The sequence below is a fragment of the Streptomyces sp. NPDC048650 genome (assembly GCF_043199095.1).
Lineage (GTDB): Bacteria > Actinomycetota > Actinomycetes > Streptomycetales > Streptomycetaceae > Streptomyces.
Genome location: NZ_JBICVM010000005.1, coordinates 509,467 through 535,213, shown reverse-complemented (window position 1 = coordinate 535,213; position 25,747 = coordinate 509,467). Strand labels below are relative to the sequence as shown.

Here is a 25,747-nt window from a genome sequence, read left to right as displayed (position 1 = left end):
TCCTGCGGTACCCGGGCTCAAGGCTTCCGCCCGGGCGATCCTGATGGCGCCTGGCTCCTCCGTTTCTTCCCTCTGGGATCAATCACTTACCTACTGCGGGTACTGCTCTCGTGCGTAGTGCTCTGTGGCCTGTGGCCTGTGGCAGCGTCACTCTTCGGCAGCCGGCCCCGTTGCCCGTCCTGCGTCTGCTCTGGCGTGGAACCCCACTGCCGAACTTCCCGGTGCGCGCGCCCGCAGCCGACGCCTTCACCGAGGTACTGCTCACTGACTTCACTGCTGGGTACTGCGAACTGCAGTTACCGAACTGCGGCACTGCTCATGGCGGCCCCTGTCACTGCCGGCCACCCGGTCCGGTCGTCAGCCCCGTCGCCGTCCTGCAACAACCCTGGCTTCGAAACTCCACCACCGCACCGTCCTGCGAACTGCAACTGCGTGCACTGCTGCCCGGCAGTTCATCTCTGCCGGGCCCTGCGGTCTCTCTGGGCTACGGCAGAAACCATACCCACACCGCCATTCAATGTCTACTCCGGCCAACATAGATTTCCGCGTGTTCGGCGGTGAGGTAATCGACCTCGAACAGTGATGGAGGACGGGAACCAAGCCATCACTGCCGGGTTAACGGGCCACAGCCCGGAGCACAAATCCCGGACAGACAGGACCGGACAGACAGGACCGAACAAGCGGAACCGGGCAGACAGGACCGGACAATGACGATCCGAGACGGGGGGTGGGTGGCGGTTTCTTCGTCGGAGGCGGTGATGTCGATGACGAGCAGGCCCGGCTCGCAGAAGTGCTCAGGAAAGCTCTTCATGCTGCGCCAGACGCCCCGCTCGTCTGCCGCGGGCCGGTACATCACTCCGGTGCGGTGCGATCCGCCGGACCGCCGTCCGCAGCGTGGAGAACGGCTTGGCGGCCTGCCACCGCGACCATCTGCCGCCGTCGCGAGCTCAGACATCCCGCCAGCGGGCCATGGCGCACGAGAAGGCGCCGAACAGGGCCAGACCCGCGGCGACCGCGGCCAGCAGCCAGGGTCCGGCCGGGGTATGGGCGAAGGAACGGAGCGTATCGTCCATGCCTTTGGCGCGGTCGGGGTCGTAGGTGACCGCGGCTTTGACGCCGTAGACGCCGGCGAGCGTGAACACTCCACCGCGGGCGATGCCACCCGAGACGCCGAGCACATCGACACCGCGCCGGGCGGACCGCGACATGCCGCTCCTGTTGAGGTGCCTGTGGAACGTGCGCAGGATGGCCCGCGCCGCTATCCACACTCCCGCCACGGCAATGCCCAACCCCGCCGCGGCCACCAGCCAGGGGCCGCCGGGCAGTTCCAGCGCCGTGGCCGTGGCGTCCCGGGACTGCTGGTCGCTCGCACCGCTTCCGCTGCCCTTCTTCCCCGCCGCGAAGGACAGCACGGAGAAAGACACCACGGCGTAGAAGACGCAACGGACGAGCGACAGCAGTCGCGTCCCGGCCTTGCGCCCGTCGGGCCCTGCCGCACCGAACGCCGCCTCGGACAGGCGCCACAGCGCCATCCCGGCCAGTCCCAGACCGAGTGCCCATATCATCACGCCGCCGAACGGCCGGGCGGCGATCTCCGCCAGCGCTCCGCCCCGGTCGGCCTGCTCACCGGGGTCGCCGAACGCGATCCGCAGCGCCAGTACCCCCACGAGGACGTAGATCACGCCCCGGGCCGCGAACCCACCACGCGCCGCGGCCCGCACCGCCGAGCTGCGCGCGGCGCGATGGGCGGTGCGTCGTCCGATGTGCGGTACCGCACCAGTCGATGGCATGTGTGACCTCCAGAGGGCTTCCGCTCCGTCGTCGGGGGCGCACCCGGCCGGCCGCGCCGGGACCGACGAGAGCGGGATACTTCTGCCCCGTCGTCGGCGACACACTCCGGTTGCCCCTGCCGAGGAGGCCCCTGGCGCGGTGCGGCCCCGGCGTTCACCGGACGTCTCTGGTGGGTGTGCTCCAGGGGGTGGCAGGGGCGGGTCTTCAGTGGTGTGCCCAGGGAGCCCGCCGAGGACGTCGACCCGTGCGGGGCAGTAGGGGGTGGGGCCGTTCCTCTCCAGCAGCGGGACCATGGCGTGATCGTCGAGCCGGCCTTCGTGGTAGGCCAGATGACTGGGGCGAGATAGACGGCCAGCCGCTTCGAAGCGGCGCAACACAGCGCGGGATCGCCGGTTAGCCAAAACGGCGATCCCGCGGATCTTTATCACTTCACCGCCACTACTTGACCACGCGCCGAAAAGCATCGCCGAGACAGCCATCCATGCCACTTGGGAGCAATGCTCAAGACTTGTGGATCGGCCTTGGGTTGGCACGCGAAGGGCGTACCTTCCCGAATGATCCTGTGATGGTCATCGAGTAGGCCGACGCTCGCGGGTCGGTCGGGAAGGCACGCCCGTGCTCACGGGAGTCAACGAAGACGGAACGACGCCACACGGCTCCCTGATTGACGAGATCGTCCGCGAGGGCGGGAGCGGATGCTGGCCACCGCGCTGGAAGCAGAAGTCAACGCGAACATAGCCGAGTTGGCCGATCAACGAGACGATTCAGGCCGCCGCCTGGTCGTGCGCAACGGCTTCCACCAGCCGCGGAAGGTGACGACATCGGCGGGGCGATCGAGGTGAAGGCCCCCCGGGTCAACGACAAGCGCGTCGACAAGGCCACCGGCGAACGCAAGCGTTTCTCCTCGGCGATCCTGCCGCCCTGGGCCCCTAAAACCCCGAAGAACAGCGAGGTGCTGCCGCTGCTCTACCTGCACGGCGTGTCGTCCGGTGACTTCGTGCCCGCGCTGGAGCAGTTCCTCGGCTCCTCCGCCGGCCTGTCGCCCGCCACGATCACGCGGCTGACCGCGCAGTGGCAGGCCGACCACGGCGTTCATGGACCGCGATCCGTCCGCCACGGACTACGTCTACGTCTGGGCAAATACCCCAAGGTCGTCAAGCGGATCACCGACGACGAGGAAGAACTGTTCGCGTTCTTCGACTTCCTCGCCGAGCACTGGATCCACCTGCGGACCACGAACCCGATCGAGTCGGCCTTCGCCACTGTGCGCCTGCGGACCACGGGAGCCGGCAGCCGGGCCGCCGCCCTGGCCATGGTCTTCAAGCTCATCGAGTCAGCCCAGGAACGCTGGCGGGCCGTGAACGCACCCCACCTCGTCGCACTGGTCCGGGCCGGCGCCCGCTTCGAGCGGGTCGTCCTGGTCGAGCGATCCGAGGCCCGCGCGGCATGAACACCACCGCCTGCCGCCGGTCAGAAAATTCAGTGGCAGGCCCGGTCAGCCCGTGGTGAAGATCGCGGCATGCCTAACTTCCTGGAGACCGACCGGCTGGTCCTGCGCGCGTTCACGGCGACCGACATCGACCACCTGCTCGCCCTGGACAACGACCCCGAGGTCATGCGCTTCATCAACGGTGGCCGCCCCACAAGTCGGGAGTCGATCGAGACAAGGACGCTCCCGCGGCTCCTGCACGACTACCCATGCTGGAAGACCCGCGGTTACTGGGCCGCGCAGGAGAAGCCCACCGGCACCTTCCTGGGCTGGTTCGAGTTCCGGCCGTTGGAGGAGCACAGCCCCGCCGTGGTCGAACTCGGTTACCGCTTGAACCAGGCGGCATGGGGGCGCGGCTATGCCACCGAGGGATCCCGGGCCCTCGTCCACAAGGGATTCGCGGAACTGGGGGTCGAGCGGGTCACCGCAAACACCATGGCCGTCAACACCCGCTCCCGTCGCGTCATGGAGAGATCGGGCCTGCTCTTCGTCCGGACCTTCACCGGGGACTGGCCGGAGGCCATCAAGGGCTCCGAGCACGGTGAAGTCGAGTACGAACTCACCCGGACCGAGTGGGAGCAGCCTCGATAGACATCAACGGCCCAATCCACAACTCTTGACAATTTCTCTCCACTTGATCCACATCCCTTCAGGGCCCGCAGCCCCCGCAGATACAGGGCGCCCTTCTCACGCTGATCCCGCCGCACCAGCGGCGCGAACACCTCCCCGGCAAACCCTTCCAACCGGCCCCGACACGCAGCAAGTTCCCCAGCCCTCATACAACCAGCGAACTACCACACACCCATCGTGACAAGACCACGTAACAAAGCCCTACTAGGTCATGTACGGGCGATCACTTGCGGGCCGTGGTGGGCCGTTGAGCCCCGGGAGAGGCTGAGGCGGAAGAGTCAATGCCGTGGTGGGATGGGGGAGTTCCGTGAACCAGCAGCTGATGGGTCAGGATCGATCCAAGGTGCTCGTTTTGCTCTTGGCGCTGGCTGCTGTGACAGCAGCCGTAGGCGGTGTGGTCTTCTACGAGCAGACTGCGGTAAGGGCCGTACTCATCGTTGCTTCCGTCGTTCTTGCAGTCGCTGCTGCCCGGGCCAGGTCCGCAGCCAGGCCGCGCAGCTGAACTGCGAGCGGCGCCGTTCTCTGACCGTCCATTCATGTCCGGAGCCAGACGGTTACTGCCGCGGCGGCTACGGTGTCGAGATAGACGCAACCGCGCTTGTCGTAGCGTGTTGCGACGGCAGGGTGGGTTTGCAGCGTGTTGATCGCCCGTTCGACGGTGTTGCGTTTCTTGTGCCGCGTCGTCGAAGCCGGGTGGCCGTCCGCCGCGTGAGCCTTTGCGCAGGCGGGCGGCGCGGGAATCGGATTTTCTCCCGAATCGTGTGACGGACGACGCGTCGCCGCAGGTGCTCGCGGCACGGTCCGTTGCTGTATGCCTGGTCAGCCGCGACGCCAGCCGGTTTCTCGCGGGGGCGGCCCGGCCCGACTCTGGGGACCCGGATCTTCTCCAGTACCGCCTTGAACTGCGTGCAGTCCGCCCGCTGCCCACCCGTGACGATCAGGGACAGCGGGCGACAGCTGTCGTCCGCACGCGTGGTACCACCAGCGGACCCCACAGCGCATCCACGGCACCCCCAACCCCCGACAACCGCGCCCCCGACATCGTTGTCGAAGGCGCGGCCTGCACGGATCGCGGCCCTACGGGATGCGGCAAGCCCCGAGGGAACACCGCGCACTGGGGCGCGCGGTCGCCTTACGGCGTGTAGACGGCGTCACTGCCGTACAGCTCCCGGGTGAACGCGGAGACATCGGCGCTGCGGTCGGTGCCGTCGAGGTTGTACGTCAGATAGACGCCGTACCCCTCGCTGACGGTGCGGCGGGCGAGGTCGGCGACCGTGCTCTGCGAGGTCCCGCCGATCTCGACGGCCGCCGGCGACAGCTTCGACTTGGGCAGTGCGATGCTGGGGACCTGCCAGGTGCCGTAGTACGGGTTCCACGCATAGTCGAACGTGGACGAGACGTCGACGCCGCCGTAGGAGAGGCGCGACGCGGCCGGGCCGATGTTGTAGAGGCTGATGATCTTGTCCGGCAGGTTCGCGCGCAGCGCGGTCACCAGGTGCACGAACGAGCTGTCGTTGGGCTGGCCGGTGCCGTTGTTGCCGTACTCGGCGTACTCGTCGTCGAAGTCGATGCCGTCGAGGCCGTACTTGGCCACGGTGTCCGACAGCTCTTTCGCGAACGCCGAAGCCGCTTGCTGGGACGGGAAGTTGGCGAAGCCCGCGCCCTGGTGGTTGCCGAGCACCGAGAGGACGACCTTGATGCCCTTCTGCTGCAACGGCCGTATCTCCGTGGCGGCGTTGTCGAGGACGCGCTGCACGTTCTCGTTGAAGGACAGATGCGCCGTCTTCGTGCCCGTGTCGTAATTGATGTTCGCCGCGAAGATCACCGCGACGTCGAAGACGTTTCCGCCACCGTTGGCGAGGGTGTACTTGCCGACGTTCAGCATGCTGTTGTTGTTCACCTCGACGTACGCCACCGAGGTCGGCCCCTGTTTCGCGGGTGCGGGTGCGGGGGCCGCTGCCGCGCCGGTCGTGACGGTCGCGCCGAAGGCAAGGGCCGCGACGGCCGAGAGCGCGAGCGCGGCCATCCGCACTCTGCTCCGTACCAGAGTGAACTTCATTGATCGGTCTCCCATCGCATAGGTCGGCGCCCGACCTGTCCGAAAGCGCCGAGTGAGCCCTCCGAGTTTTCCGCTCCCGTGACCGAATCCCGAGAGTCACGCCCGAACTCTTCACAGCCCCCACGCACATCGCGCCACAATCCGGTTCACAGGGGCTGTCCAGCGGTTCACATGATTCTCGGGTTTCAAGCTCGTTGCCCTCGGCATGGGGCGGGGTGATCTGATGAATGCCGAGTGGGCACGGTGGGAATCACACTTGCCGGCGTCCGGACTTCGGGGCGGACGTTGGAACGATCACCGCAAGGTGATCAACGGTGAGCCGGGCCCATCAGCACGCGGCCGGGGCCGCCCGCAAGAAGGAGCCGCGTGTCCCGAAAGGAAGGACGACGCCCCGGCACCACCGCCCCGACGAGGGACTCGAACGGTCACGGGGCGGCCTGACCTGCAAAGTCCACCTCGCCGGTGAAGGCGGATGCCGCCCCATGGCCCTTTTTCACGGCCGCGGCGATCCGCCTATGGCTTCGCGCATCATTCACCGGCCCGTGCCACTCAGGCGTCCGGGCTCTTGCCCGTGGCGGCGACCTTGATGCGGTCGACCTGGAGTTTGGCGAGGGTCTGGAGATCCTTGGGCTTGAGCTCCGGTGCCGCCACGTACGCGACGACAGTGCCGACGCGCAGGATGGCACTGGACGCGTTCTCCTTGGCGTACGCGTCCGTCTCGTCGGCGCCCGCCTGGACGCTGAGCGGCTTCAGTTTGTCGCCCGCCGCCTCGTGCCGATGGGCGACGAAGGTCTTCATGCCGACCTTGGCGTTGTCCACCGAGTCGTAGGCGAGCAAGGTGAACCTCGTATCCTTCCCCGAGTCCTTCTCGTAGTAGACAGCCGAACCCATCGACGTCACCCCCGAGCAGGACATGCCCTGATACCCGCAGTACTTCAGGGCCTCGCTATCTTCGTAGAGCACAGGCTGTTTGCCCCGCCATCCCCCGAAACATCCGTCACTCCCTGCCACTCGTGATCATGGTCATGCCCACCTAACACCATGAGCAGGGTGACTCCAACTCCCCTGGAGCGCGGGCGAGCTGAGGCGCAGACGGCTTGCCGACGGGCACCCCGGGCGACCCGTGATCCGCCGGACACTACCTGGTCGGCGGTCGGCGCCATGCCCGAGGCCACCGAGTATCGAGCCCTGGTCAGCCGCGCAATCGCACGCGATGAATCCATCAACGTCGACGGTCATTCTCGGGATACTGGTCGCCATGCATGAGGTCGAGGTCGTCGCCCATTTCGAGCGCGCGACCCTGGGCATCGGCGACGTGTTCCTGAAGGTGGACGCCGATCAGGCGCGCATCGACGTCGAGGTCGATGCGATGGCTCTGGCTCCGGTCCCGACCCCCGAGGTCCTATGGCGCAAGCCGCCCGTGCTCGCGATCGCCGCGGTCCCGGGGACGGCGCTCGGCCGCCTCGGCGAGCTGTCGACGGCGCCCCCGGCAGCATGGGCCGCGGCGGGCGCCGCCATCCGGAAGCTGCACGACGCGCCGTTGCCGGCCGGGACCTCGATGAGCTGGCAGCGGACCTCGACGGCGAGTGCAAGCTGCTCGTGGCAGACGGCGTCCTGCCCGCTGATCTGGTCACCCGCAACCGCCAGGTCGCCGAGGCCGCGCTCCGGCCGTGGACTCCGGTCTTCACGCACGGCGACCTGCAGATCGCTCACGCGTTCGTCGACGGCGACGAGATCACGGGCATCATCGACCGGTCCGAGGCGGGCCAGGGCGATGTCCTGTATGACCTCGCCACCCTCACGCTCCGACACGAGGGCACCTCGGGGACATCACCGCCGGCTACGGCACCGGCGTCGACCTCGACGTGATCCGCGCGTGGTGGTCGTTGCGAAGCCTGCAACGAGTACGCCGGCCGGCCGTCCGGCCTGGCCGCCGCTTTGTTGGCCGACGCCTCCTCACCCGAGACACTTGCCGCGTGGGCGGCTCAGCCTCGGCAGCAACGGCGACGACATCCGCCATTACACTCGCCGACTGCCGGACCTCGCGTAGGACAGACCAGCTCGAACGCCCCCCGAAGGGCCGGCTCACCTAGTTACCCAGACGAGTAAGTCCGAAGTCTTCGGGCGCACGAAGCGAGGGTCTCGTCGGCCGGGAAGAAAGGCCCCCACCATGGACCTCACCGACAAGTACGGGGAGGGCTGGTGCATCACGCTCGCCCAGATCCCCAAAACCGACACCCTCAACCTCATGGGCGTCCCCGAACCCGGCTCCGAGCCCGACGGAGTCGCCAAAGCCTCCGACCGCATCGCCGACCACGTCACCGAAGGCGGCGTTCTCCCCCTCGCCCTCGAGCTTCCCCGCGGCTGGTCCCTCGTCCTCGAACTCGAAGGCACCGCCGGATGGATCGGCGCCGGCAACTCCGTCCTCGGCCTCCTGACGGCCGAAGGCCGCACCGCCGTAACCGTATTCTGCGACCCCAACCAGTGCATTCTGCTGGCCGCCGCCGACGGCGCCGTCATCGGGAAACTCGACCTGAACACCGGAACCTTCACCAACGACGTTGACCAGGACCACCCCGTCATCGACGCCTTGGCCGCCCTCGGCTTCGACCCCACCGACGAGGGCGATCCCACCGGCGCAGCCGACACCGAAGACCGCCCCACCCTTGTCACCCTCGCCGTCCAGGCCCTGACCGGCGTCACACTGACCGACGACGACTTCGAAGGCCACTGGGTCGGGGGCTTGTGCACAACTGGTCCCCCGTAGTTGGAGGATTGAACGGTCCACGACTCCCGGCTCCTGCCCGTGCAGCGTCAGAGCCCGAAGACGCCACGTGCCCGGCACACTGCTGCCTGTGGTTGACGCCCCCTCCCCGACAGCTTCTGCGAGATGAAGGACTTCCCCTCTCAGGAAGAAGGGCGCGAAACATTCACTCAGAGTGACATCAGACAGCTTTCCAGCGAGCGAGCGCATCCCTTCACACTTCTCCCGAGAAGTCGATCGGGCCGTGCGCGCAGGGTGGATCCACGAGAGGGAGACCAAAGGCGAGCACTACCTCGGGGAGGCAGCGAAGGGACGTCCTCATAAAGAAATTTGATGCCCTTCGGGGCAAACGTGGCGACCAGCAGGACAGCCTCAGTTCCGCGGGGCGGGTAAAAAGCAGGAGAAGAACACGAAGCCGGCCTTGTTCTCGGTCCGGTGCTCTGGTCCTCACATCGAGCCACGCGCGTGCCGGCCTGGCCACGACGACCGGGCGTCCGCCGCCGGGGGGGCGGGATGGCGGGACCGGGCCGGCGGGGGCCGGGACGGCACCGACAGGGCCCCCGCCCGCAGGCTCCGCCGCCTAACGCAACCCGTGCCGCCGCGCCACCATCCGCTCGCTCGCGCTGCGCGGCAACAGCCGGCGCAGTGCGAACACCACCGGCGCGCTGCTGCCCACGGCGTACAGCGAACGAGGCCGCGGCGCCTCGATGGCGGTCACGACCCTCGCCGCGACCTTCTCGGCCGAAATCCCCTTCGCCTCATGGGAGTTGAGGGCGGTGAGCATGATGTCGTAGGCGGTCCGGAAAGGCGAGTCATCGGCCACGTACTGCGTGCGCCGCGCGCTGATCCCGGTGGCGATGGAGCCCGGCTCCACCGTCGTGATGCCGACGCCGTACGCGGCGTACTCGCGCCGCGCCGCGTTCGCGAACCCCTTGATCGCCGCCTTCGACGCCACGTACGACGACCGGTATGCCAGCGGGAAGCTGGCCAGCATCGACCCGACCATCACCACCCGGCCGCGCCGCCGCGCGCGCATCCCCGGCAGGACCAGCTGGCTGAGCCGCACCGCCCCGAACACATTCAGCTGGAACAGCCGCCGCACCGCGTCCATCGGCAGCTCCTCGAAGGGGCCGCTCTGTGACTCGCCGGCGTTGTTGACGAGCACATCGACCTCGCCCGCCGCGGCCGCGCATGCCTCGATGCTCGCCTCGTCGGCGAGGTCGAGCGCGAGGTAAGTGACGCCGGGGACGGGGGATTCGACCTTCTCGGGATTGCGGCTCGTTCCGTACACCCGGTATCCGCACCGTACGAGCGCCGCCGCAACCGCCGCGCCGATCCCCGACGACGCTCCGGTCACCAGGGCCGTGCCGCGCCCGCTCACGCGAGGCTCCTGGCAAGGGCACGACCCGCGGCCCGCCCGGAGAAGATGCAGCCGCCCAGGAAGGTCCCTTCGAGCGCGTTGTACCCGTGTACCCCGCCACCGCCGAACCCGGCGACCTCCCCGGCCGCGTACAACCCGTCGAAGACCGACCCGTCGGGCCGCACGACCTGCGAGTCGAGGGTGGTCTCCAGACCGCCGAGTGTTTTGCGCGTCACCACATGCAGGCGGACGGCGATCAGTGGGCCCTGCGCCGGGTCCAGGAGGCGGTGGGGCTTGGCGACGCGCGTGATCCGGTCCGGCAGGTAGGAGCGCGCGTTACGGACAGCCATCAGCTGCAGGTCCTTGGAGTACCCGTTCCCGACCTCCCGGTCCCGGGCGACGACCTCGCGCTCAACCTGCTCGTACGAGACGGGGGTCGCGGGCGTCAGCTTGTTCATCCCGGCGACGAGGTCCTTCAGGCTTCGCCGCACGACGAAGTCCTCGCCCCGGTCGAGGAACGCCTGGATCGGCCCTGGCGCCCCCTTCCTCACGCGCTGCAAAACCAGTTTCAGGTCCTTCCCCGTGATGTCGGGGTTCTGCTCGGACCCGGAGAGTGCGAACTCCTTCTCCACGATGGCTCGCGTGAGGACGAACCAGGTGTGATCGTGCCCGGTGGCGGTGATGTGCTTGAGCGTGGCGAGGGTGTCGTGCCCGGGGAAGAGGGGCGCGGGCAGCCGCTTGCCCTCCGCGTCCAGCCACAGGGACGACGGGCCGGGGATGATCCGGATGCCGTGCCCGGGCCAGATCGGGTCCCAGTTCTTCAGGCCCTCCGTGTAGTGCCACATGCGGTCACGGTTGACGATCGAGGCGCCGGCGCCCTCGGTGATCTCCAGCATGCGCCCGTCGACGTATGCGGGAACGCCGGTCACCATGGACTCGGGAGCCGGGCCCATCCGCTCAACAGGCCAGTTCTTTCTGACGAGTTCGTGGTTTCCGCCGATGCCGCCCGAAGTGACGACGACGGCCTGCGCCCGCAGTTCGAAGTCCCCGACGGTCTCGCGCGAGGAGGCGACTCCCCGGGCCTGTTCGGAGGTTTCGAGCAGCGCGCCGCGCACGCCGACAGCGGCCCCGCCCTCCACGATGAGCTCATCAACCCTGTGGCGGTACTTGAAGGTCACCAGTCCCCGGGAAGCGGCCTCCAGGATCGGCTCCCGGAACACCCGCACGACCTCGGGACCGGTCCCCCACGTGATGTGGAAACGCGGCACGGAGTTGCCGTGCCCGGTCGCGGTCCCGGCCCCGCGCTCGGCCCATCCCACGTTCGGCGTGACCTTCAGCCCGAGCCCGTAGAGATAGTCGCGCTTCTCCCCGGCCGCGAACGCCACGTACGCCTCGGCCCACTTGCGTGGCCAGCGGTCCTCGTCCTCCCGGTCGAAGCCCGCGGACCCCAGCCAGTCGGCACGGGCCAGCTCGTAGCTGTCCTTGATCCCCATCCGCCGCTGCTCGGGGCTGTCGACGAGGAAGAGCCCGCCGAGCGACCAGAACGCCTGGCCGCCCAGATTGGCCTCGTTCTCCTGGTCGACGAGCACCACTCGCTTACCCGCGCGGATGAGTTCATACGTGGTGACGAGCCCGGCGAGCCCGGCTCCCACGACGATGACATCGGCACTCGTGTCACTCACGGGTCTCCCTCGGTGTGCTGTAGGCGCTGAGTACGTTCATGAAGAGGGCCTGACGGCGCTCTCGGGCACCCTCGTCCTCGGGCTCGAGCAGAACCTGTACGGCGGTCCCGTCGTGCACGGCCACGAGCGCGTCGCCCAGCGCGCGCTCATCCGGGACCCGTCGCCCGAGCCGCTCGAGAGCGGCTACGAAGACCGGCAGGATCGCATCACGGATGGCCTCCTCGCGGGCAGCCATCACCCGGCGAAGCCCAGGGGTGCGCAGTGCGTGCGCGGTGAACTCGGCGGTGATCCGGTACCACGCGTCGTCCACGGGGTTCGCGTCGATCGCGGCCCGCACGGCGGCCTCGGGGTCGGCCGGGTCGATCCCGGCCAGGGCAGCCCGCACGTCTTCGAGCATGCGCGCCGAACGCTCCTCCCACAGGGCGAGAAACAGCTCGTCCAGGGAGGAGAAGTTCGAGTAGAAGGCGCCGCGGGTGAATCCGGCGCGCTCACAGACCTGCTCGACGGTGGCGCGCCCGAAGCCTTCCTCGGCGAACACGTCGAGCGCGGCGTCGAGCAGCCGCTGCCGGGTGCGCGCACGCCTCTTGGTGACGGGCGTCGTCCTGGTGACGGGCATGGTCGCCTACCCCTGCTCGGCTGATCGGATACACAAACGTATTCGATACGTTCGTGTATCCACAAGGGTCGTACACGGCTGTCCGGTCGTCCGCACAGCCACGCCGACGCGCCTGCGCTCCTGCGCTCCTGCGGCGCAACCGGCTGGGCGGCAACACCGAGCGGAGTGGGAGGGAGCCGGTCATGGCTCTGTGTGTGACAGGTGCGCGGGTGGCGCGGCCTCCCCGCGATGCTTGATGTTGATGGCCGAAGCCTTGGCCACTGCCACGGGGTTCAAGAAACGCAGCGGACCTATCAGGCGGGACGCGAACCGATGCATGTGCCGCGCCATCGACTCATCGCGCACCGCCGCCGAATACATCAGCCTTTCCAAGGGATTGAACGGACGGGCCTTGGCGAAGTCGGCGGCCAGGTACTGGTGACCGCGCAGCCGGCGCCGGTGTCTGCGTGCGTACACCACGAGCGACCTGTCGAGGTCGCCCCGACCGGTTGCGGCCGAGGCGACCGTCTCCGCCAACCATTGCGCGGACTGCAGCGCCCACCCACATCCCACTCCCCACAGGGGGTCGCCGGTCAGGGCGGCGTCGCCGATGAAGGCGACGCCCGGTGCGGTCGGCTTGCGGCTGTGAAGCGGGTGGTTGACGATGCCGGTGATCTTCGTGATGCGCTCGGCGGCGTCGATGGGCGGCGCCTCGGGCAGGGCGCGGACGAATGCGAAGAAGCGGCCCTCCAGGTCTTCCCGGAAGGCCGGCAACCGCTTCTTGTCCGGGAGCATCGCGATGACCGTCACCCCGTCGTCGTTCGGGAACGCGTACGCCATGTCGGGCTCGAGGAACCAGGCGTGACTGATCCCCCCGTGCAGCGGAAGATTGCGGAAGTGTGCGAAATAGCCGAACCGCGCGTTCTCGTACTGCCGAGCAGGCACCCCGGCGAACTTCGCTACGGCCGAGTCCTTGCCGTCCGCGCCGACCACCAGACGGGCCCGGATCTCGCGCTCGCCCTGTGGTGTCGACGCGCGCACCCCCACGGCTCGCCCGGCTTCCCTGACCAGCCCGGTCACCTGGTGACCGAGGAGCAGATCGACGCCAGGCGTCTGGGCCGCATGGGATCTGATCAACGGGTCGAGGGTGCTTCGCCGAATGTTGTACGCGTACGGCAGCTCGGGGCCCGCCGGCGCGGCCCTCGGCTCGATCCATCCCCAACGGGTGTACCAGCGGGCCGCGTTGCGGACGGCTCCCGCCTCCTCCAGAGCGGGGACGAGGCCGAGTTCGTCCAGCACCGGGTAGGCGCTGGGCTGGAGGAAGTGGGTGCACAGCACCTTGTACGCTTCGGGGTCCGAGCGCCGTTCCAGCAGTGCGACGCGGACACCGCGTCGAGCGAGCAAGACCGCCGCGGCACTGCCGGCGAGGCTGGCTCCGCTGATGACGACGTCGTAGTCGTATCCCGCGCTCTCAGGCTTGGTCATGCGCTGATCGCCCCCTTCGAGGTGTGGTGCCGTTCGTGGGAGTGGTGTAGGCCCACTTGCCGTCAGGAACAGAGCAGTTGTCAAGGGTTGGATGATCGGGTGATGTCTGATCGGACTGCCGCGGCCTCCTCCGTGCGCTCGACCGGGGCGCCGTTCTCGAACCTCGCGCCGGACGCCGGCACGGGCCGCGGCGATGACGGTCCGGGAGTACGGCACGGCGGTGCCGATGGGCGGCATCGGCATGCTCGGCGGCCCGGACCTGGGGCGTGACGAGGACGGCCGGCACACCGACCTGGCCACCGGGCCCGGGCCCGGCCCCCTCCCCCCTCTTCGCCGCTCACCGCTCACCGCTCACCGCGTAGCCGACCCGGCGGGTCGAGCTGCGGGCGTGGCGTCAGGGATGGGCGGGCGGCTCAGTCGTCCGGTGCCTGATGCCACGCCGGCAGCTCGACCCGTACGAGGAGGCCGCCGGTGGCCCGCGCTCGTGCCGTCACGGTGCCGTGGTGGCCGCCCACGATCGACCGGACGATCGCGAGGCCCAGACCATGGCCGCTGCGGTCGCTGGCCACGCGGGGGTGGGCCCGGTAGAAGGGCTCGAAGAGGCGGTCCACCACCTCGGGGTCGACCGGCGGACCCGTGTTGGCGACCTCCAGGACGATCGCGTCGTCCACGCGGTTGATCCGTACATCGCCCGCGCCGTCCGGCACGTTGTGCGTACGGGCGTTGTCGAGGAGGTTCACGACGAGTTGCCGCAGAAGCGTCTCGCTGCCCATGACATGGCAGGGTTCGAGGGTGTCGGTCGCGGCGGTGATCGTCACGTCGCCGGCCCCGGCCCCGGCCCGCTGCTCGGCGACGGCCTGTTCCGTCAGCTCGACCATGTCCACCGGTTCGGTGTCGTGGGTCTCCTGCTCCACCGCCGCGAGCCGCAGCAACTCCTGCACGACCTGGATGTTGCGCTCGTTGGTCTCGCGCAGCATCGGCATCAGCTCGGCGAATTCCTCCTTCGACGTATCGCCGTCGGCCATGTGAAGAATCGCCCGGGTCGTCGCGAGCGGTGTGAGCAGCTCGTGCGAGGCGTTCGCGGCGAACCGCTGATGCGCCGCGAACGACTTCGCCAGGCGCCCCAACGTCGTGTCGAAGGTGTCGGCGAGCTGCTTCAGTTCGTCATGGGGGCCTTGGGCGCGGATCCGATACGTCAGGTCACCCTCGCCGGCCTTGGCCGCCGCCTGATTGATGGTGTGCAGCGGTGCGAGCAACCGTCGCGACAGGAGCCAGCCCGCGCCCAGGCCGACGCCGAGGACCACGATCACGCCGCCGATGGACAGCGCGAGGACCGTCGCCCACACGTCCTCCTTGTCGCGGATCAGGCCGGACACATCGATCGTGTCGCCTCGCTTCAGGGGCGGATCCTGGAGATCCGACTCGTGCTTCGGTGCGACGTGCGGGGGGCTCGCCTCGGTCTGCGGCACGACGACCGGCGTCGTGAAGTCGTAGGTCGGCAGATAACGGATCCCGATGTAGATGACCGCCACCATCAGCGCCGAGCAGGCTGCGAGCGCGGCCCCGAAGCCGAAGAAGAGCCGGGCGTGGATGCTCAGCGTGCGGGGCCGGCGCTCGCGGCCCCGACGCCACCTCACTTCGTGCCCAGGTAGTAGCCCGCGCTGATCGCGGTGTGCACGAGCTGCGGTTCGCCGAGCTTCTTGCGCAGCGTGTGCACCACGAGTCGCACGGCGTTCGTGAGCGGATCGGCGTGCGCGTCCCACGCCTTGTCGAGCAGATACTCCGCGCTCATGACCCCGCCGTCGGCGCGCATCAGCAGTTCCAGGACGGACATTTCCTTCGGCGTGAGTTTGATTTCTGCACCGCAGCGCATCACCCGGCGTCGATGTGTGTCGAAGGTGAGGTCGGCGAACGTCAGGATCGGGGAATGCGCCATGGGGCTGCGTCGATACAATGCGCGCAATCGGGCGACCAGTTCGGGAAAGTCGAAGGGTTTGGCGAGATAGTCGTCCGCGCCGAGGCCCAGGCCCTCCACCTTGTCGCCGAGCCGACCCGCCGCCGTGAGCATCAGCACGCGACAGTCCAACCCCATTTCGACGATGCGGCGGCACACCTCGTCGCCGTGCACCCCCGGCAGGTCCCGATCCAGGACCACGGCGTCGTAGTCGTACACCCTGACCCGCTCCAGGGCCGTCGCCCCGTTGTGGACGACGTCGACGGCGATGGCCTCGCGACGCAGTCCGAGTTCCAGGACACGCGCCATGTACTGCTCGTCCTCGACCACCAAAACCCGCACGTACGTCGACCCTTTCACCGTTCCTGAGAATTCCCTGAAAAACGCGGGGCGCGGACAAAGGGATACCGACCGTTTCCCAGCGTTTCCGTCACATTTACCAGATGCCGTGTTTGATTCGTGTATGGGGGTGCGCGTGAGTGACGTTTTTGCAAACGTCGTTCAAAGCACCGGCTTCATAGCGTGCCATCCATGAACCTCTTCAAACGTGCGTGGTGGCGGCTCACCGGCGCCCCGGGCAAGACGCTGATGCTGGTCGGCCTGTTCTTCGTCATCTGCACCCTGGTGCTGTCCGGCTTTCTGATCCAGTCGGCGGCGGCGCGCGCGGCCGACAGTGCCAAGAAGAGCGTGGGCGCGGTGGCCACGATGCAGCTCGACGTGAACGGGCTGTTGGCGTCGGGCAAGAACAACGGCAGCGAGGGCCACGGGCAGATTCCCGGCACCATCGGGTCCGCCGGCGATCTGCAGCGCGACCTGGTCGACAAGATCTGCACGTCGTCCGTGGTCGCCGACTGCAACTACACGGCCGACGGGGCGGCCTTTCCCACCGGGACCACCAAGCTCTACCAGCCGGTCCCGGCGCCTGCGGGCCAGGACACCACCGGCACCGACCTCTTCAAGGTGGACGGTGTGCGCAAACTCAACGAAGTGAGCGCCTTCCGCAACGGGGACTCCAAGATGATCGCCGGGAAGGGCATCGGACCGGACACCGAGAAGGACGAGATCGTCGTCGAGGAGCGTGTGGCCGAGGACAACAAGCTCAGGATCGGCGACAAGGTCAAGCTCAAGATCGGCGAGCTGATGCCGGGCGTGGACAAGTCGGAGCACGCGTTCAAGGTCATCGGCATCTACAAGAACACCATGGCCGACACGGGCCAGTACGTGCCCGCGATGATGGACCCGGCCAACCAGGTCTACACGAACATCGAGGGCGCCAGCCTGCTCGGCGGCAAGACCACCGACGGCGGCGGCACCCTCAAGTCGGCCACCTTCAAGCTGAACGACCCCCATGACCTGGAGCAGCTCAAGGAAGACGCGAAGAAGGCGGGCGCCGATCTTCAGATCTTCCCGATCTCGGTCAACGACAAGCAGTACAAGACGCTCGTCGGCCCCATCACGAGGACCGCGAGCTTCGCGACGGTCACCGTGTGGCTCGTCGCCGTCGCCGGCACGATCATTCTCGCACTCATCGTCGCCTCCCACCTGCGCGAGCGCCGCGGCGAACTGGGCATCCTGCTCTCCCTCGGCGAGAAGAAGCCCAAGCTGCTCGGCCAGCACCTCATCGAGGTCGTCGCCTGCTCCGTCATCGCGATCGGACTCGCCGGCGTGGGCAGCCAGTTCATCTCCGGGGCGATCGGCAACAAGCTGCTCGCCGGCGAGGTCGACTCGGCCAAGAAGGAAGCCGAGAACGAGAACCTCCAACCCGACCACAGCGACCCCAGCGGCATGAGCAAGCAGGGCGACGACCGGCCCGCGGTTGACCCCATCGACTCGCTCGACGTGCACCTCGGCCCGGCCGACATCGCCAAGGTCGGCGCCACCGGACTCGGCATCGCCACCCTGGCCACCCTCGTTCCCGGCGCCCGCATCCTGCGCCTCAACCCGCGCGACATCCTCACGAAGGGCGACTGACGTGAACTCCGCTCCCAGCACCGACACGAACGCTCCCGGCGGCACGACCGCGCCGGTCCTCGAACTCGCCGACGTAAGCCGCATGTACAGCACCGGCAACCGTCGTCGCGTCGTCCTCAAGTCCGTCTCGTACGCCTTCGAGGCCGGCCGCATGTACGCCATCGTCGGACCGTCCGGCTCCGGCAAGACGACGCTGCTGTCCCTGGCCAGCGGACTTGACGCGCCCACCTCCGGCAGCGTCCGCTTCAGGGGAGGCGACGTGGCCACACTCGGCCTCGGGACGTACCGCAACCGACACGTGGCCACGGTGTTCCAGTCGCTGAACCTGCTCACCTACATGAACGCCGTCCAGAACGTGACCTCCGCCATGGAGATCACCGGTGTCAGGGGCGGATGCAGGAAGCAGCGCGCCAACAAACTACTCGACCTCCTCGGGATCGAGCCCGGCGACCGCACCCGCCGCACCCTCCAACTCTCCGGCGGCCAACAGCAGCGCGTGGCAATCGCCCGCGCACTCGCCTGCGAGATAGACATCCTCTTCGCCGACGAGCCGACCGGCGCCCTCGATCACGAGACCGCCGCCGGCATCATCGAGATCTTCCAGAAGCTGGCCCACGACGACGGCAAGTGCGTGATCGTTGTGACGCACTCCAGGGAGGTCGCCGCCGCCTGCGACGAGACGCTGAACCTGAAGCGCGGGAAGCTGGTCCCCCAGGGCTGATCCGGGGGCACACGAGGGGCCGGTGTCCTCGTCGCCGTGCGCGGCGACGGGGCTCCGGAGATCGTGCCCCGCAGGCGTATCCCACGCGGACCGACTTCGCGCGGACCGTAGGTACTCAGCGAGCCGGGGCACCCTACGCCGTTACTTCACCGTCGGCCTTCAGACGAGGCCTGCGAGCCGAACTCGCCAGCTTCTCGGCAGCCACTTCGGCGGTGAGGCCCTGGATTTCCTCGCCCGCCTCGATGGCTGCACGCCTGACTTCGAGGGTCAGGCCGACCGACGTCCTGATGATGCCCCGCACCAGCGGCTTGGCCACTCTCTTGATCAGAGGGGCCGTGATCAGGCCGACGAGGAAGGGAGGAACTACAGGGGGCATGTGCGAAGCCTCTCTTGTGTACACGGCACGGCTGCCGCCGCACGCGCCCATCCCTCGTGGCCGGCGGCGCTGGGCAGGAATCCCCCACCGAAATCACCCTAATCGGCCCTCGGCCGATACGCCCGGGGGCGCCGACGCCTTTCATTCGTTCGGACGGAGGCGCGCCGGAGCGGACAGCGGCCGCGGAAAGGGATCGGGAAGCTGTCCTCGACGCCGACCCCGGGCAGCCCCGACCTGGCCGGCTCCGGCACGTCGTCCGGTGCGACGGCCACGGCTTCGTGCTCACCGGCCCCGGCCCCCTCCGGTCCCCTGCCGGTCCGCGCTCCAGCGCCTGACTGCAGGCCCGGGCGCGCCTGGACCGCCCACCGCTGGGACGACCGCCCCACCCGACGACCCTGACCCCACGCCTGTCCGAGCGTGCCCCTAATATCATTTCGCGTTCTCCGACGGACGCTGACGCCCGCGGGGTCGTGCCCGCCGCCCAACGCCCGACACGACACGACGACTCCACCGCACGGCAATGGAGTCGAGCATCGAGGAGAGGAACGTTCATGCGCGCCCGGAGCATCGCCACGGCCACCGCTACAGCATTGGCACTGGTGGCCGCTCGTGACCTTGTCCAGAAGAAGCACGCATTGCTCCGGAACTTCCCGGTGATCGGGCATGCCCGGTACCTGTTGGAGACGATCGGGCCGGAGCTGCGGCAGTACATAGTGACCTCCAACGACGAGGAGCGCCCGTTCAGCCGTGACCAGCGCACCTGGATCTACGCGTCGGCGAAGGGGGAGAACAACTACTTCGGGTTCGGCACCGACAACGACGTCGAGCACATTCAGGGGCACGCATACCTGAAGCAGCGCACGTTCGCCGGCACGCTGCCCGACGCGCACGACCCACAGGCCCCGCTGCCCTCGGCCAAGGTGTTGGGCGGGCCGCGCGGGCGGGCCAAGGCGTTCCGGCCGGCGAGCGTGGTGAACATCTCGGCGATGAGCTTCGGATCGCTCTCCGGCGCGGCGATCACGGCGCTCAACAACGGGGCGGCGCTGGCGGGCACCCTGCAGAACACCGGCGAGGGCGGCCTCTCGCCGTACCACCGCAACGGCGGCGACCTCGTCCTTCAGATCGGTACGTCCTACTTCGGCTGCCGCAACGAGGACGGCAGCTTCAACATCGACAAGCTCAAGGATGTGGTCGCCGGCGCCCCGGTCAAGGCGATAGAGATCAAGCTCTCGCAGGGCGCCAAGCCAGGGCTGGGCGGGATGCTTCCGGGCGCGAAGGTGACCCCGGAAATCGCCGAGATCCGCGGCATCCCGCTCGGCGAGGACTGCGCCTCCCCGTCGCGGCACACCGCGTTCAGCGACGTCGACTCGATGCTCGACTTCGTCGAACTGCTCGCCACCGAGACCGGCCTGCCGGTCGGAATCAAGAGCGCGGTGGGAGAGATGGAGTTCTGGCAGGAGCTGGCCACACTGATGGCGCGTGGTGACCGTGGTGTCGACTTCGTGACCATCGACGGCGGCGAGGGCGGCACCGGCGCGGCACCGCTGACCTTCTCCGACTCCGTCTCACTGCCCTTCCGGATGGGATTTTCCCGGGTCTACGGCGCCTTCGCCGAGCTGGGGCTGACCGACGACCTGACCTTCATCGGCTCCGGCAAGCTCGGCCTGCCCGAGAACGCCGCGGTCGCCTTCGCACTGGGTGTCGACATGATCAACGTGGGCCGTGAGGCGATGCTGTCGATCGGCTGCATCCAAGCGCAGAAGTGCCACACCGACAAGTGCCCCACCGGCATCGCCACCCAGAACCCGTGGCTGGCCCGCGGCCTCGACCCGACCTCGAAGGCCACCCGGGCCGCTGTCTACCTGCGTACCCTCCGCAAGGAGCTGATGAAAGTCTCGGCTGCCGTCGGCGTCGCCCACCCGGCACTCATCACGGCCACCGACGTCGAGATCATGAACGGGGACTACGAGGCCCGCACCCTGGCCGGCGTCTACGGCTACAAGGAAGGCTGGGGCGAGCTCGGCCCGCACCTCGCCGATGAGATCACTGCACTGCTCACCACCGAGCAGTCCTCCGACCAGAAGCCGCCCGCCTGACCCTCCGATCACAGCAGGCACCGCGCTCACTGCTCCGCTGCCCGGAGCGCGCGCGTGGCGCCGGCTGGTGGCACCCTTGTCTTCCCTGCTCCACGAACAGCCCCTGCCTAGGTGATCACAACATGAGCGAAAAAGTGAGTTTCCCGAGCGTCGTCGGCCCCGAACTGGCCGGAGCGATCGACCTGCCGGACGGCGAGATCCGCGGCTGGGGAATCTTCGTGCACGGATTCACGCTCGGCAAGGGCTCGCCGGCCGCCTCGCGCGTCAGCAAGCAGCTGGCACGCGAGGGGATCGGAATGCTGCGCTTCGACAACCTCGGAATCGGGGACTCCGACGGCGACTGGGGGGACGGTTCCTTCACCGTCAAGGTCCAGGACACGATCCGTGCCGCAGCCCTGATGGCGGAGCGAGGGACTCCGGCAGACCTGCTGGTGGGGCACTCATGGGGAGGCGCCGCCGTCCTCGCCGCGGCGGCCGAGGCAACCGGCGTCCGCGCGGTCGCCACGATCGGAGCGCCGGTCGATCCCAGCCACGTCGAGCGACAGTACGACGCGGTCGTGGAGCGCGTGCTCAGTGAAGGGTCGCACGAGTGGTTCGTCGGCGGGAGGACCCTGGTCCTCAAGCGCGCCTTCGTCGAAGACGTCCGCCAAGCTCACCTGCGCGACCGCATTGGCGAGTTGGACCTGCCGCTGCTCGTGCTGCATTCGCCGACCGACAACACCGTCGACATCGACAACGCCGGGGAGATCTTCCGCGAGGCACGACACCCGCGAAGCTTCGTCTCGCTCGAAGGAGCGGACCATTTCCTGACCGCCCGAGGACAAGCGCAGCGAGCCGCCCACATCATCAGCGCCTGGGCCGACCAGTACATCCACGCGTCACGGCCCGCAGGAAGGACATCTCAGGTGGCGAAGACCTCGCCCGAATAGGTACGGGAACGCCCGCATGTTCCGATGGCTCCGCACAAACCGACGGTCCAGCGTGGGGCCCATGCGCGAGGCGCCGAGGCGGCAGAGCTCGGGCCGACCGCCAGTTCCGTCGATGCCGACGGCGACCGGCCGGTGGTGCGGGCTGCGCCCAGGGCCTGCCACTATCACAGTCACTGGCTCGGCAGGGCGACCCACTCTGGGGCCACTCCCCATCGTCGACATGTTCGATGTTTGTGACGCGCCCTTCGCTCGAACTGGTTGTCTACTCCTGCCCCCATGGCCATCGGCGGCGGGTTGTTTCTAGCGTTCCGGTGATCACGGCGCACTGCTCAGCTGCGCCGCCTCCTACGGAGCCGAGGGACACGGAATGACCAGTGCGGTGAAGAACCAGAAGTTCAGCATCCTCTTCGACTGGTTCGACCAGGGCGGCGACGGGCAGCTCACCCAAGACGACCTTCAGGCCATGGCCGAGCTGTTCACGAAGCTGGCCGCCAAGGACGACCACGCGAATGCCACCGCCATGCGGAACGCTTTCCAGGAGTGGTGGCAGCTGCTCCGCGAGCACGGCGACGCCGACGGCGACGAGCGGGTCTCCCGGCAGGAGTTCATCACCGTCATGGAGGCCAACGTCACCTCCCCCGAGCATTTCGAGGGTGCTGTCCTCGCGATCGCCGACGCCCTGATGCAGGCGCTGGACACCGATGCCGACGGGGTGCTCAGCCGCGAGGAATACGTGCGCATGTACCACGCGCTGGGCATCCCCCCGGAGCACTCGGGAGCGGCCTTCGTGCGGCTCGACCGGAATGGGAACGGGGTGATCAGCCACGACGAGTTCCGTGCGGCGATCTCCGAGTTCTATCTCAGCGCCGACCCCGACGCCCCGGGGAACTGGCTGCTCGGCCCGGCCGACTCGGCGAGCTGACGCTCATGCCGAGGCTGGGCGAAGGGCCGGTCCCGGTGCGGGCTGCGGGCGACGTCTCGCCGACGTGAGTGCGCCATCGCCTCCGGTCGCATCCGCCTCGGCCTCGGGCCGTGCGACCCCGGTTGCCACCGCCGCTGTGCCTGCACGCCGATGCCCTGTTGGTGAGTTCAGTGACGCACGGCCGACGAGCGGGGACGTGAGGCGCCGGCGCCAACCGGTCTGAAGGGCACACCGACATGTACCAGGGAGTTCCCGATGTCTCAGTTGTCCGGCGACGCCATCGCCGTGATCGGTCTCAGCGGCCGTTTTCCCGGCGCACCCGACACGGACGCGCTGTGGGAGTTGTTGGTAACCGGCCGGGAGGGCGTCGCCGAAGCCCCGGCGGACCGGCCGTGGATGCGGGAACTGCTCGACCCCGGTACCCGCACCCCGGGCAAGGTACCCAGCTCGCGCGGCGGGTTCCTGCCCGACTCGCGCTCTTCGACGCGGACTTCTTCGATATGTCCCCGCGCGAGGCACGGCGAGCCGACCCTCAGCAGCGGCTCCTGCTGGAGACGTCGTACGAGGCCGTCGAGGACGCCGGGATTCCCGTGCACACGCTGGCCGGTCCGCGTACGGGCGTCTTCATGGGCTGCCTCCAATCCGAGTACTGGCTGCGGCAGATCGACGATCTCCCTACGCTCGACTTCTACGCCGAACTCGGCTGCACCCGCTCCACGTTGGCCGGCCGCATCTCCTACGCCTTCGGACTGCGCGGCCCTTCCATCGCTGTGGACACCGCCTGTTCCTCGTCGCTCACCGCGACCCACCTTGCCTGTGCGGCACTGCGCGGAGGTGACTGCGACGTGGCGCTGGTGGGTGGAGCCAACGCCATTCTCGGGCCGGTCCACACCGTTCCGCTGGCCGGTGCCGGGGCGGTCGATCCGAGCGGGCGCTGCCTGTTCGGGGACGCGGCCGCCGACGGGTACGTGCGCAGCGAGGCGGTAGGGGTCGTCGTCCTCAAGCCCCTGGCGCGCGCTCTGGCCGATGGCGACCGGGTGCGAGCGGTGATCCTCGGCAGCGCGGTCAACAACGACGGCTTCACCGGTGCAGGAATGGCGGCGCCGCACGCAGGGGCCAAGGCCGAACTGATGAGGGCGGCTTGCGCGGCGGCCGGTGTGGAGCCGGCCGACCTGGACTTCATCGAGGCCCACGGCACCGGCACCCTCACCGGGGACGCGGCGGAGCTGCAAGCCCTGGCGGATGTCATGGCGGGTCGGGACGGCCGCCCTCCGTGTGTGGTCGGATCCGCCAAGGTGAATCTCGGCCACAGCGAGGGCGCGGCAGGCGTGGTGGGTCTGATCAAATCCGTACTGAGTTTGGAACGCAGGGCAGTGCCCGCGCTGCCCTTCCTGGAGGTGCCCACCTCCGCCGTGGACTGGGGCCGGGTGCCGCTGAGGCTGCCGCGCGAGCGGGTCGAGCTTCCCCCCGTCGGGCGGCTGCTGGCCGGGATCAACAGCTTCGGCGCCACCGGCACCAATGCTCACGTGGTGCTGGCCACCGCACCGGAGCATGTCGCCGCGACGCCGGATCCGGGGCCCGAAGCCCCTTGCCTGCTGGCGCTCTCCGCGCGCTCCGCCGAATCCCTTCGGACGCTGGCGGAGCGCTATGGGGAGTTGCTGAGCGCGCCCGGGGCTCCGCCCTTGCGGGAGGTGTGCGCCGCTGCGGCCACCCGGCGGTCCCACTACGAGTACCGGCTCGCGGTCGCGGGCAGGACCGCGGTCGAGGTGGCGGCTGCTCTCGACGTCTTCGCCCACGGCCAGGATCATCCCGGTGTCGCCGCCTCCGAGGGACCTGCCTCCGCACGGCCGAGGATCGTGTTCGTCTTCTCCGGCCAGGGGGCGCAGTGGTCGGGCATGGGGCGTGAACTGCTCGCAGGCGGCGGCGTGTTCGCGGAGACGCTGCGGGAGTGCGACGAGGTGATCCGGGAGTACGGCGGATTCTCCCTCCTGGAGCACCTGGCGGACGACGACGAGGCGTGGCTGGAGAGGACCGCTGTGGTGTGCAGCCCGCGCTGTGGGCGATGGGTGCCGCGCTGGCCGCGCAGTGGCGGGCGTGGGGCATCGAGCCGGACGCCGTGATGGGCTACAGCCAGGGGGAGGTTCCGGCCGCGCAGGTGGCGGGCGCGCTGTCGCTGCGCGAGGCGGGCGGATCAGCTGTCTCCGGGCCCGGCTCATCGAGGAACGCGCGGCCGATGGCGGCATGTGCTGGGTCGAGCGACCTGCCGCGGACATCCCCGAACTGTTGGGCACCTTGGGGGCGCGGGCCACTGTCGCGGTCGAGGAGAGCCCGCGGACAACGGTACTGAGCGGTGACAGCGAGCAGATCGAGCGGATCATCGCAGGCTGCGAGCGGCTCGGTGTCTCCTGCCTTCCGGTTCTGGTGCGGTACGCGGCGCATGGGCCGAGTGTCGATCCGGTCCGCGCGCCCCTGCTCGATGCGCTCGACGGGCTCACCCCGAGCCACACACAGATCCCGTTCATCTCCACCGTCACCGGCACCGAACTGCCCGGAACCACCCTCGACGCCGACTACTGGTGGCGCAACCTGCGCGAAACCGTACGACTCGACACCGCCGTACGCTCCCAACTCCACACCCACCCCGTCATCTTCCTCCAAATCTCACCCCACCCCGTCCTCACCAACCCCCTCCGAACCACCGGCTCCCCCGCACCCCCCTCCCTGCGCCGCCACCGCCCAGAACTCCCCACCCTCCACCACTCACTGGCCACCCTCTACACCAACGGAGCCAACCCCAACTGGACCACCATCCTCGGCAAACCCACCCACCACATCGACCTCCCCACCTACCCCTGGCACCGGACGGATTCCCCGTCCCCATCCCCCTCCCCCGTCGGCAACGATCAGTCGGCGGACCCGGAGG

General features: G+C 68.7%; 20 protein-coding genes and 5 pseudogenes. 13 read left to right on the top strand and 12 right to left on the bottom strand.

The window, feature by feature from the left end; genetic code table 11:
* Window positions 1–604: 604 nt before the first annotated feature.
* Window positions 605–811: a DUF6207 family protein gene (locus tag ACGFML_RS17620; protein WP_393544592.1), complete on the bottom strand. Its 207-nt coding sequence runs from the start codon at window positions 809–811 to the stop codon at window positions 605–607.
* A gap of 136 nt (window positions 812–947) precedes the next feature.
* Window positions 948–1,790, bottom strand: a complete 843-nt coding sequence (locus ACGFML_RS17615; RefSeq protein ID WP_393544591.1) for a DUF1206 domain-containing protein — start codon at window positions 1,788–1,790, stop codon at window positions 948–950.
* Between the two features lie 616 nt (window positions 1,791–2,406).
* On the opposite strand from ACGFML_RS17615, the pseudogene ACGFML_RS17610 reads away from it, so the two are divergent.
* Window positions 2,407–3,241 (top strand): annotated as a pseudogene (locus tag ACGFML_RS17610) (transposase).
* Window positions 3,242–3,310: 69 nt separating this feature from the next.
* Window positions 3,311–3,871: a GNAT family N-acetyltransferase gene (locus ACGFML_RS17605; RefSeq protein WP_393544589.1), complete on the top strand. Its 561-nt coding sequence runs from the start codon at window positions 3,311–3,313 to the stop codon at window positions 3,869–3,871.
* A 608-nt stretch (window positions 3,872–4,479) separates the two neighbouring features.
* Here ACGFML_RS17605 and ACGFML_RS17600 read toward each other — a convergent pair.
* Window positions 4,480–4,905: a transposase gene (locus ACGFML_RS17600; RefSeq protein ID WP_393544588.1), complete on the bottom strand. Its 426-nt coding sequence runs from the start codon at window positions 4,903–4,905 to the stop codon at window positions 4,480–4,482.
* Window positions 4,906–5,042: 137 nt separating this feature from the next.
* Window positions 5,043–5,969 carry an endo-beta-N-acetylglucosaminidase H gene (locus ACGFML_RS17595; RefSeq protein WP_393544586.1) on the bottom strand — a complete coding sequence of 309 codons (927 nt, stop codon included), beginning with the start codon at window positions 5,967–5,969 and terminating at the stop codon, window positions 5,043–5,045.
* A gap of 205 nt (window positions 5,970–6,174) precedes the next feature.
* On the opposite strand from ACGFML_RS17595, the pseudogene ACGFML_RS17590 reads away from it, so the two are divergent.
* Window positions 6,175–6,553: pseudogene (locus ACGFML_RS17590) on the top strand (IS5/IS1182 family transposase); the annotation flags it as partial.
* On the opposite strand, the gene ACGFML_RS17585 reads toward ACGFML_RS17590, so the two are convergent.
* On the bottom strand, window positions 6,519–6,932 hold the full coding sequence (locus tag ACGFML_RS17585; RefSeq protein ID WP_393544584.1) for a hypothetical protein: 414 nt from the start codon (window positions 6,930–6,932) through the stop codon (window positions 6,519–6,521). The pseudogene ACGFML_RS17590 and the gene ACGFML_RS17585 overlap by 35 nt on opposite strands.
* A 295-nt stretch (window positions 6,933–7,227) precedes the next feature.
* Here ACGFML_RS17585 and ACGFML_RS17580 point away from each other — a divergent pair.
* Both ACGFML_RS17580 and ACGFML_RS17575 read left to right on the top strand, forming a co-directional pair.
* A pseudogene (locus tag ACGFML_RS17580) lies at window positions 7,228–7,879 on the top strand (phosphotransferase); the annotation flags it as partial.
* Between the two features lie 260 nt (window positions 7,880–8,139).
* Window positions 8,140–8,736, top strand: a complete 597-nt coding sequence (locus ACGFML_RS17575; RefSeq protein WP_393544582.1) for a DUF6461 domain-containing protein — start codon at window positions 8,140–8,142, stop codon at window positions 8,734–8,736.
* Window positions 8,737–9,313: 577 nt separating this feature from the next.
* Here ACGFML_RS17575 and ACGFML_RS17570 read toward each other — a convergent pair.
* From ACGFML_RS17570 to ACGFML_RS17545, 6 genes are all read right to left on the bottom strand, one after another.
* The gene (locus ACGFML_RS17570; RefSeq protein WP_393544580.1) at window positions 9,314–10,114 is read right to left on the bottom strand and encodes an SDR family oxidoreductase; all 801 of its coding nucleotides are present in this window, start codon (window positions 10,112–10,114) and stop codon (window positions 9,314–9,316) included.
* Window positions 10,111–11,775 carry an FAD-binding dehydrogenase gene (locus ACGFML_RS17565; protein WP_393544579.1) on the bottom strand — a complete coding sequence of 555 codons (1,665 nt, stop codon included), beginning with the start codon at window positions 11,773–11,775 and terminating at the stop codon, window positions 10,111–10,113. The genes ACGFML_RS17570 and ACGFML_RS17565 overlap by 4 nt, the downstream gene beginning before the upstream one ends.
* Window positions 11,768–12,391, bottom strand: coding sequence for a TetR/AcrR family transcriptional regulator (locus ACGFML_RS17560; protein ID WP_393544577.1), 624 nt, complete (start codon window positions 12,389–12,391; stop codon window positions 11,768–11,770). Before ACGFML_RS17560 ends, ACGFML_RS17565 begins: the two co-directional genes overlap by 8 nt.
* 180 nt (window positions 12,392–12,571) lie before the next feature.
* Complete coding sequence (locus tag ACGFML_RS17555; protein ID WP_393544575.1) at window positions 12,572–13,855, bottom strand: NAD(P)/FAD-dependent oxidoreductase; 1,284 nt, start codon at window positions 13,853–13,855, stop codon at window positions 12,572–12,574.
* Window positions 13,856–14,268: 413 nt separating this feature from the next.
* A complete protein-coding gene (locus ACGFML_RS17550; protein WP_393544574.1) occupies window positions 14,269–15,492 on the bottom strand; it encodes a sensor histidine kinase in 1,224 nt (407 codons plus the stop codon).
* Window positions 15,489–16,151, bottom strand: coding sequence for a response regulator transcription factor (locus ACGFML_RS17545; RefSeq protein ID WP_393544572.1), 663 nt, complete (start codon window positions 16,149–16,151; stop codon window positions 15,489–15,491). Before ACGFML_RS17545 ends, ACGFML_RS17550 begins: the two co-directional genes overlap by 4 nt.
* Window positions 16,152–16,340: 189 nt before the next feature.
* Between ACGFML_RS17545 and ACGFML_RS17540 the strand changes: the two genes are divergently transcribed.
* Window positions 16,341–17,780 carry an ABC transporter permease gene (locus ACGFML_RS17540; protein WP_393544570.1) on the top strand — a complete coding sequence of 480 codons (1,440 nt, stop codon included), beginning with the start codon at window positions 16,341–16,343 and terminating at the stop codon, window positions 17,778–17,780.
* A gap of 82 nt (window positions 17,781–17,862) precedes the next feature.
* On the top strand, window positions 17,863–18,501 hold the full coding sequence (locus ACGFML_RS17535; RefSeq protein WP_393544702.1) for an ABC transporter ATP-binding protein: 639 nt from the start codon (window positions 17,863–17,865) through the stop codon (window positions 18,499–18,501).
* 133 nt (window positions 18,502–18,634) lie between these two features.
* On the opposite strand, the gene ACGFML_RS17530 is transcribed toward ACGFML_RS17535, so the two are convergent.
* Window positions 18,635–18,817, bottom strand: coding sequence for a DUF5132 domain-containing protein (locus tag ACGFML_RS17530; protein WP_393544569.1), 183 nt, complete (start codon window positions 18,815–18,817; stop codon window positions 18,635–18,637).
* A gap of 611 nt (window positions 18,818–19,428) precedes the next feature.
* Here ACGFML_RS17530 and ACGFML_RS17525 point away from each other — a divergent pair.
* The 6 genes and pseudogenes from ACGFML_RS17525 to ACGFML_RS17500 form a co-directional block, all read left to right on the top strand.
* Window positions 19,429–20,973, top strand: coding sequence for an FMN-binding glutamate synthase family protein (locus ACGFML_RS17525; protein WP_393544567.1), 1,545 nt, complete (start codon window positions 19,429–19,431; stop codon window positions 20,971–20,973).
* Between the two features lie 122 nt (window positions 20,974–21,095).
* A complete protein-coding gene (locus ACGFML_RS17520) occupies window positions 21,096–21,902 on the top strand; it encodes an alpha/beta hydrolase family protein (protein WP_393544565.1) in 807 nt (268 codons plus the stop codon).
* Between the two features lie 367 nt (window positions 21,903–22,269).
* The gene (locus ACGFML_RS17515) at window positions 22,270–22,824 is read left to right on the top strand and encodes an EF-hand domain-containing protein (RefSeq protein WP_393544563.1); all 555 of its coding nucleotides are present in this window, start codon (window positions 22,270–22,272) and stop codon (window positions 22,822–22,824) included.
* A 255-nt stretch (window positions 22,825–23,079) separates the two neighbouring features.
* A pseudogene (locus tag ACGFML_RS17510) lies at window positions 23,080–23,780 on the top strand (polyketide synthase); the annotation flags it as partial.
* 12 nt (window positions 23,781–23,792) lie between these two features.
* Entirely contained in the window at window positions 23,793–24,944 is a 1,152-nt protein-coding gene (locus ACGFML_RS17505; protein WP_393544701.1) for an acyltransferase domain-containing protein, read from the top strand.
* Window positions 24,887–25,470: pseudogene (locus ACGFML_RS17500) on the top strand (acyltransferase domain-containing protein); the annotation flags it as partial. The gene ACGFML_RS17505 and the pseudogene ACGFML_RS17500, both read left to right, overlap by 58 nt.
* Window positions 25,471–25,747 lie beyond the last annotated feature (277 nt).

Excerpts from the sequence above, each read along its gene's own strand:
- ACGFML_RS17620 (WP_393544592.1), bottom strand. The coding sequence starts at position 811 with ATGAAGAGCTTTCCTGAGCACTTCTGCGAGCCGGGCCTGCTCGTCATC.
- ACGFML_RS17615 (WP_393544591.1), bottom strand. The coding sequence starts at position 1,790 with ATGCCATCGACTGGTGCGGTACCGCACATCGGACGACGCACCGCCCAT.
- ACGFML_RS17605 (WP_393544589.1), top strand. The coding sequence starts at position 3,311 with ATGCCTAACTTCCTGGAGACCGACCGGCTGGTCCTGCGCGCGTTCACG.
- ACGFML_RS17595 (WP_393544586.1), bottom strand. The coding sequence starts at position 5,969 with ATGAAGTTCACTCTGGTACGGAGCAGAGTGCGGATGGCCGCGCTCGCG.
- ACGFML_RS17575 (WP_393544582.1), top strand. The coding sequence starts at position 8,140 with ATGGACCTCACCGACAAGTACGGGGAGGGCTGGTGCATCACGCTCGCC.
- ACGFML_RS17560 (WP_393544577.1), bottom strand. The coding sequence starts at position 12,391 with ATGCCCGTCACCAGGACGACGCCCGTCACCAAGAGGCGTGCGCGCACC.
- ACGFML_RS17555 (WP_393544575.1), bottom strand. The coding sequence starts at position 13,855 with ATGACCAAGCCTGAGAGCGCGGGATACGACTACGACGTCGTCATCAGC.
- ACGFML_RS17540 (WP_393544570.1), top strand. The coding sequence starts at position 16,341 with ATGAACCTCTTCAAACGTGCGTGGTGGCGGCTCACCGGCGCCCCGGGC.
- ACGFML_RS17535 (WP_393544702.1), top strand. The coding sequence starts at position 17,863 with ATGTACAGCACCGGCAACCGTCGTCGCGTCGTCCTCAAGTCCGTCTCG.
- ACGFML_RS17525 (WP_393544567.1), top strand. The coding sequence starts at position 19,429 with ATGCGCGCCCGGAGCATCGCCACGGCCACCGCTACAGCATTGGCACTG.
- ACGFML_RS17520 (WP_393544565.1), top strand. The coding sequence starts at position 21,096 with ATGAGCGAAAAAGTGAGTTTCCCGAGCGTCGTCGGCCCCGAACTGGCC.
- ACGFML_RS17515 (WP_393544563.1), top strand. The coding sequence starts at position 22,270 with ATGACCAGTGCGGTGAAGAACCAGAAGTTCAGCATCCTCTTCGACTGG.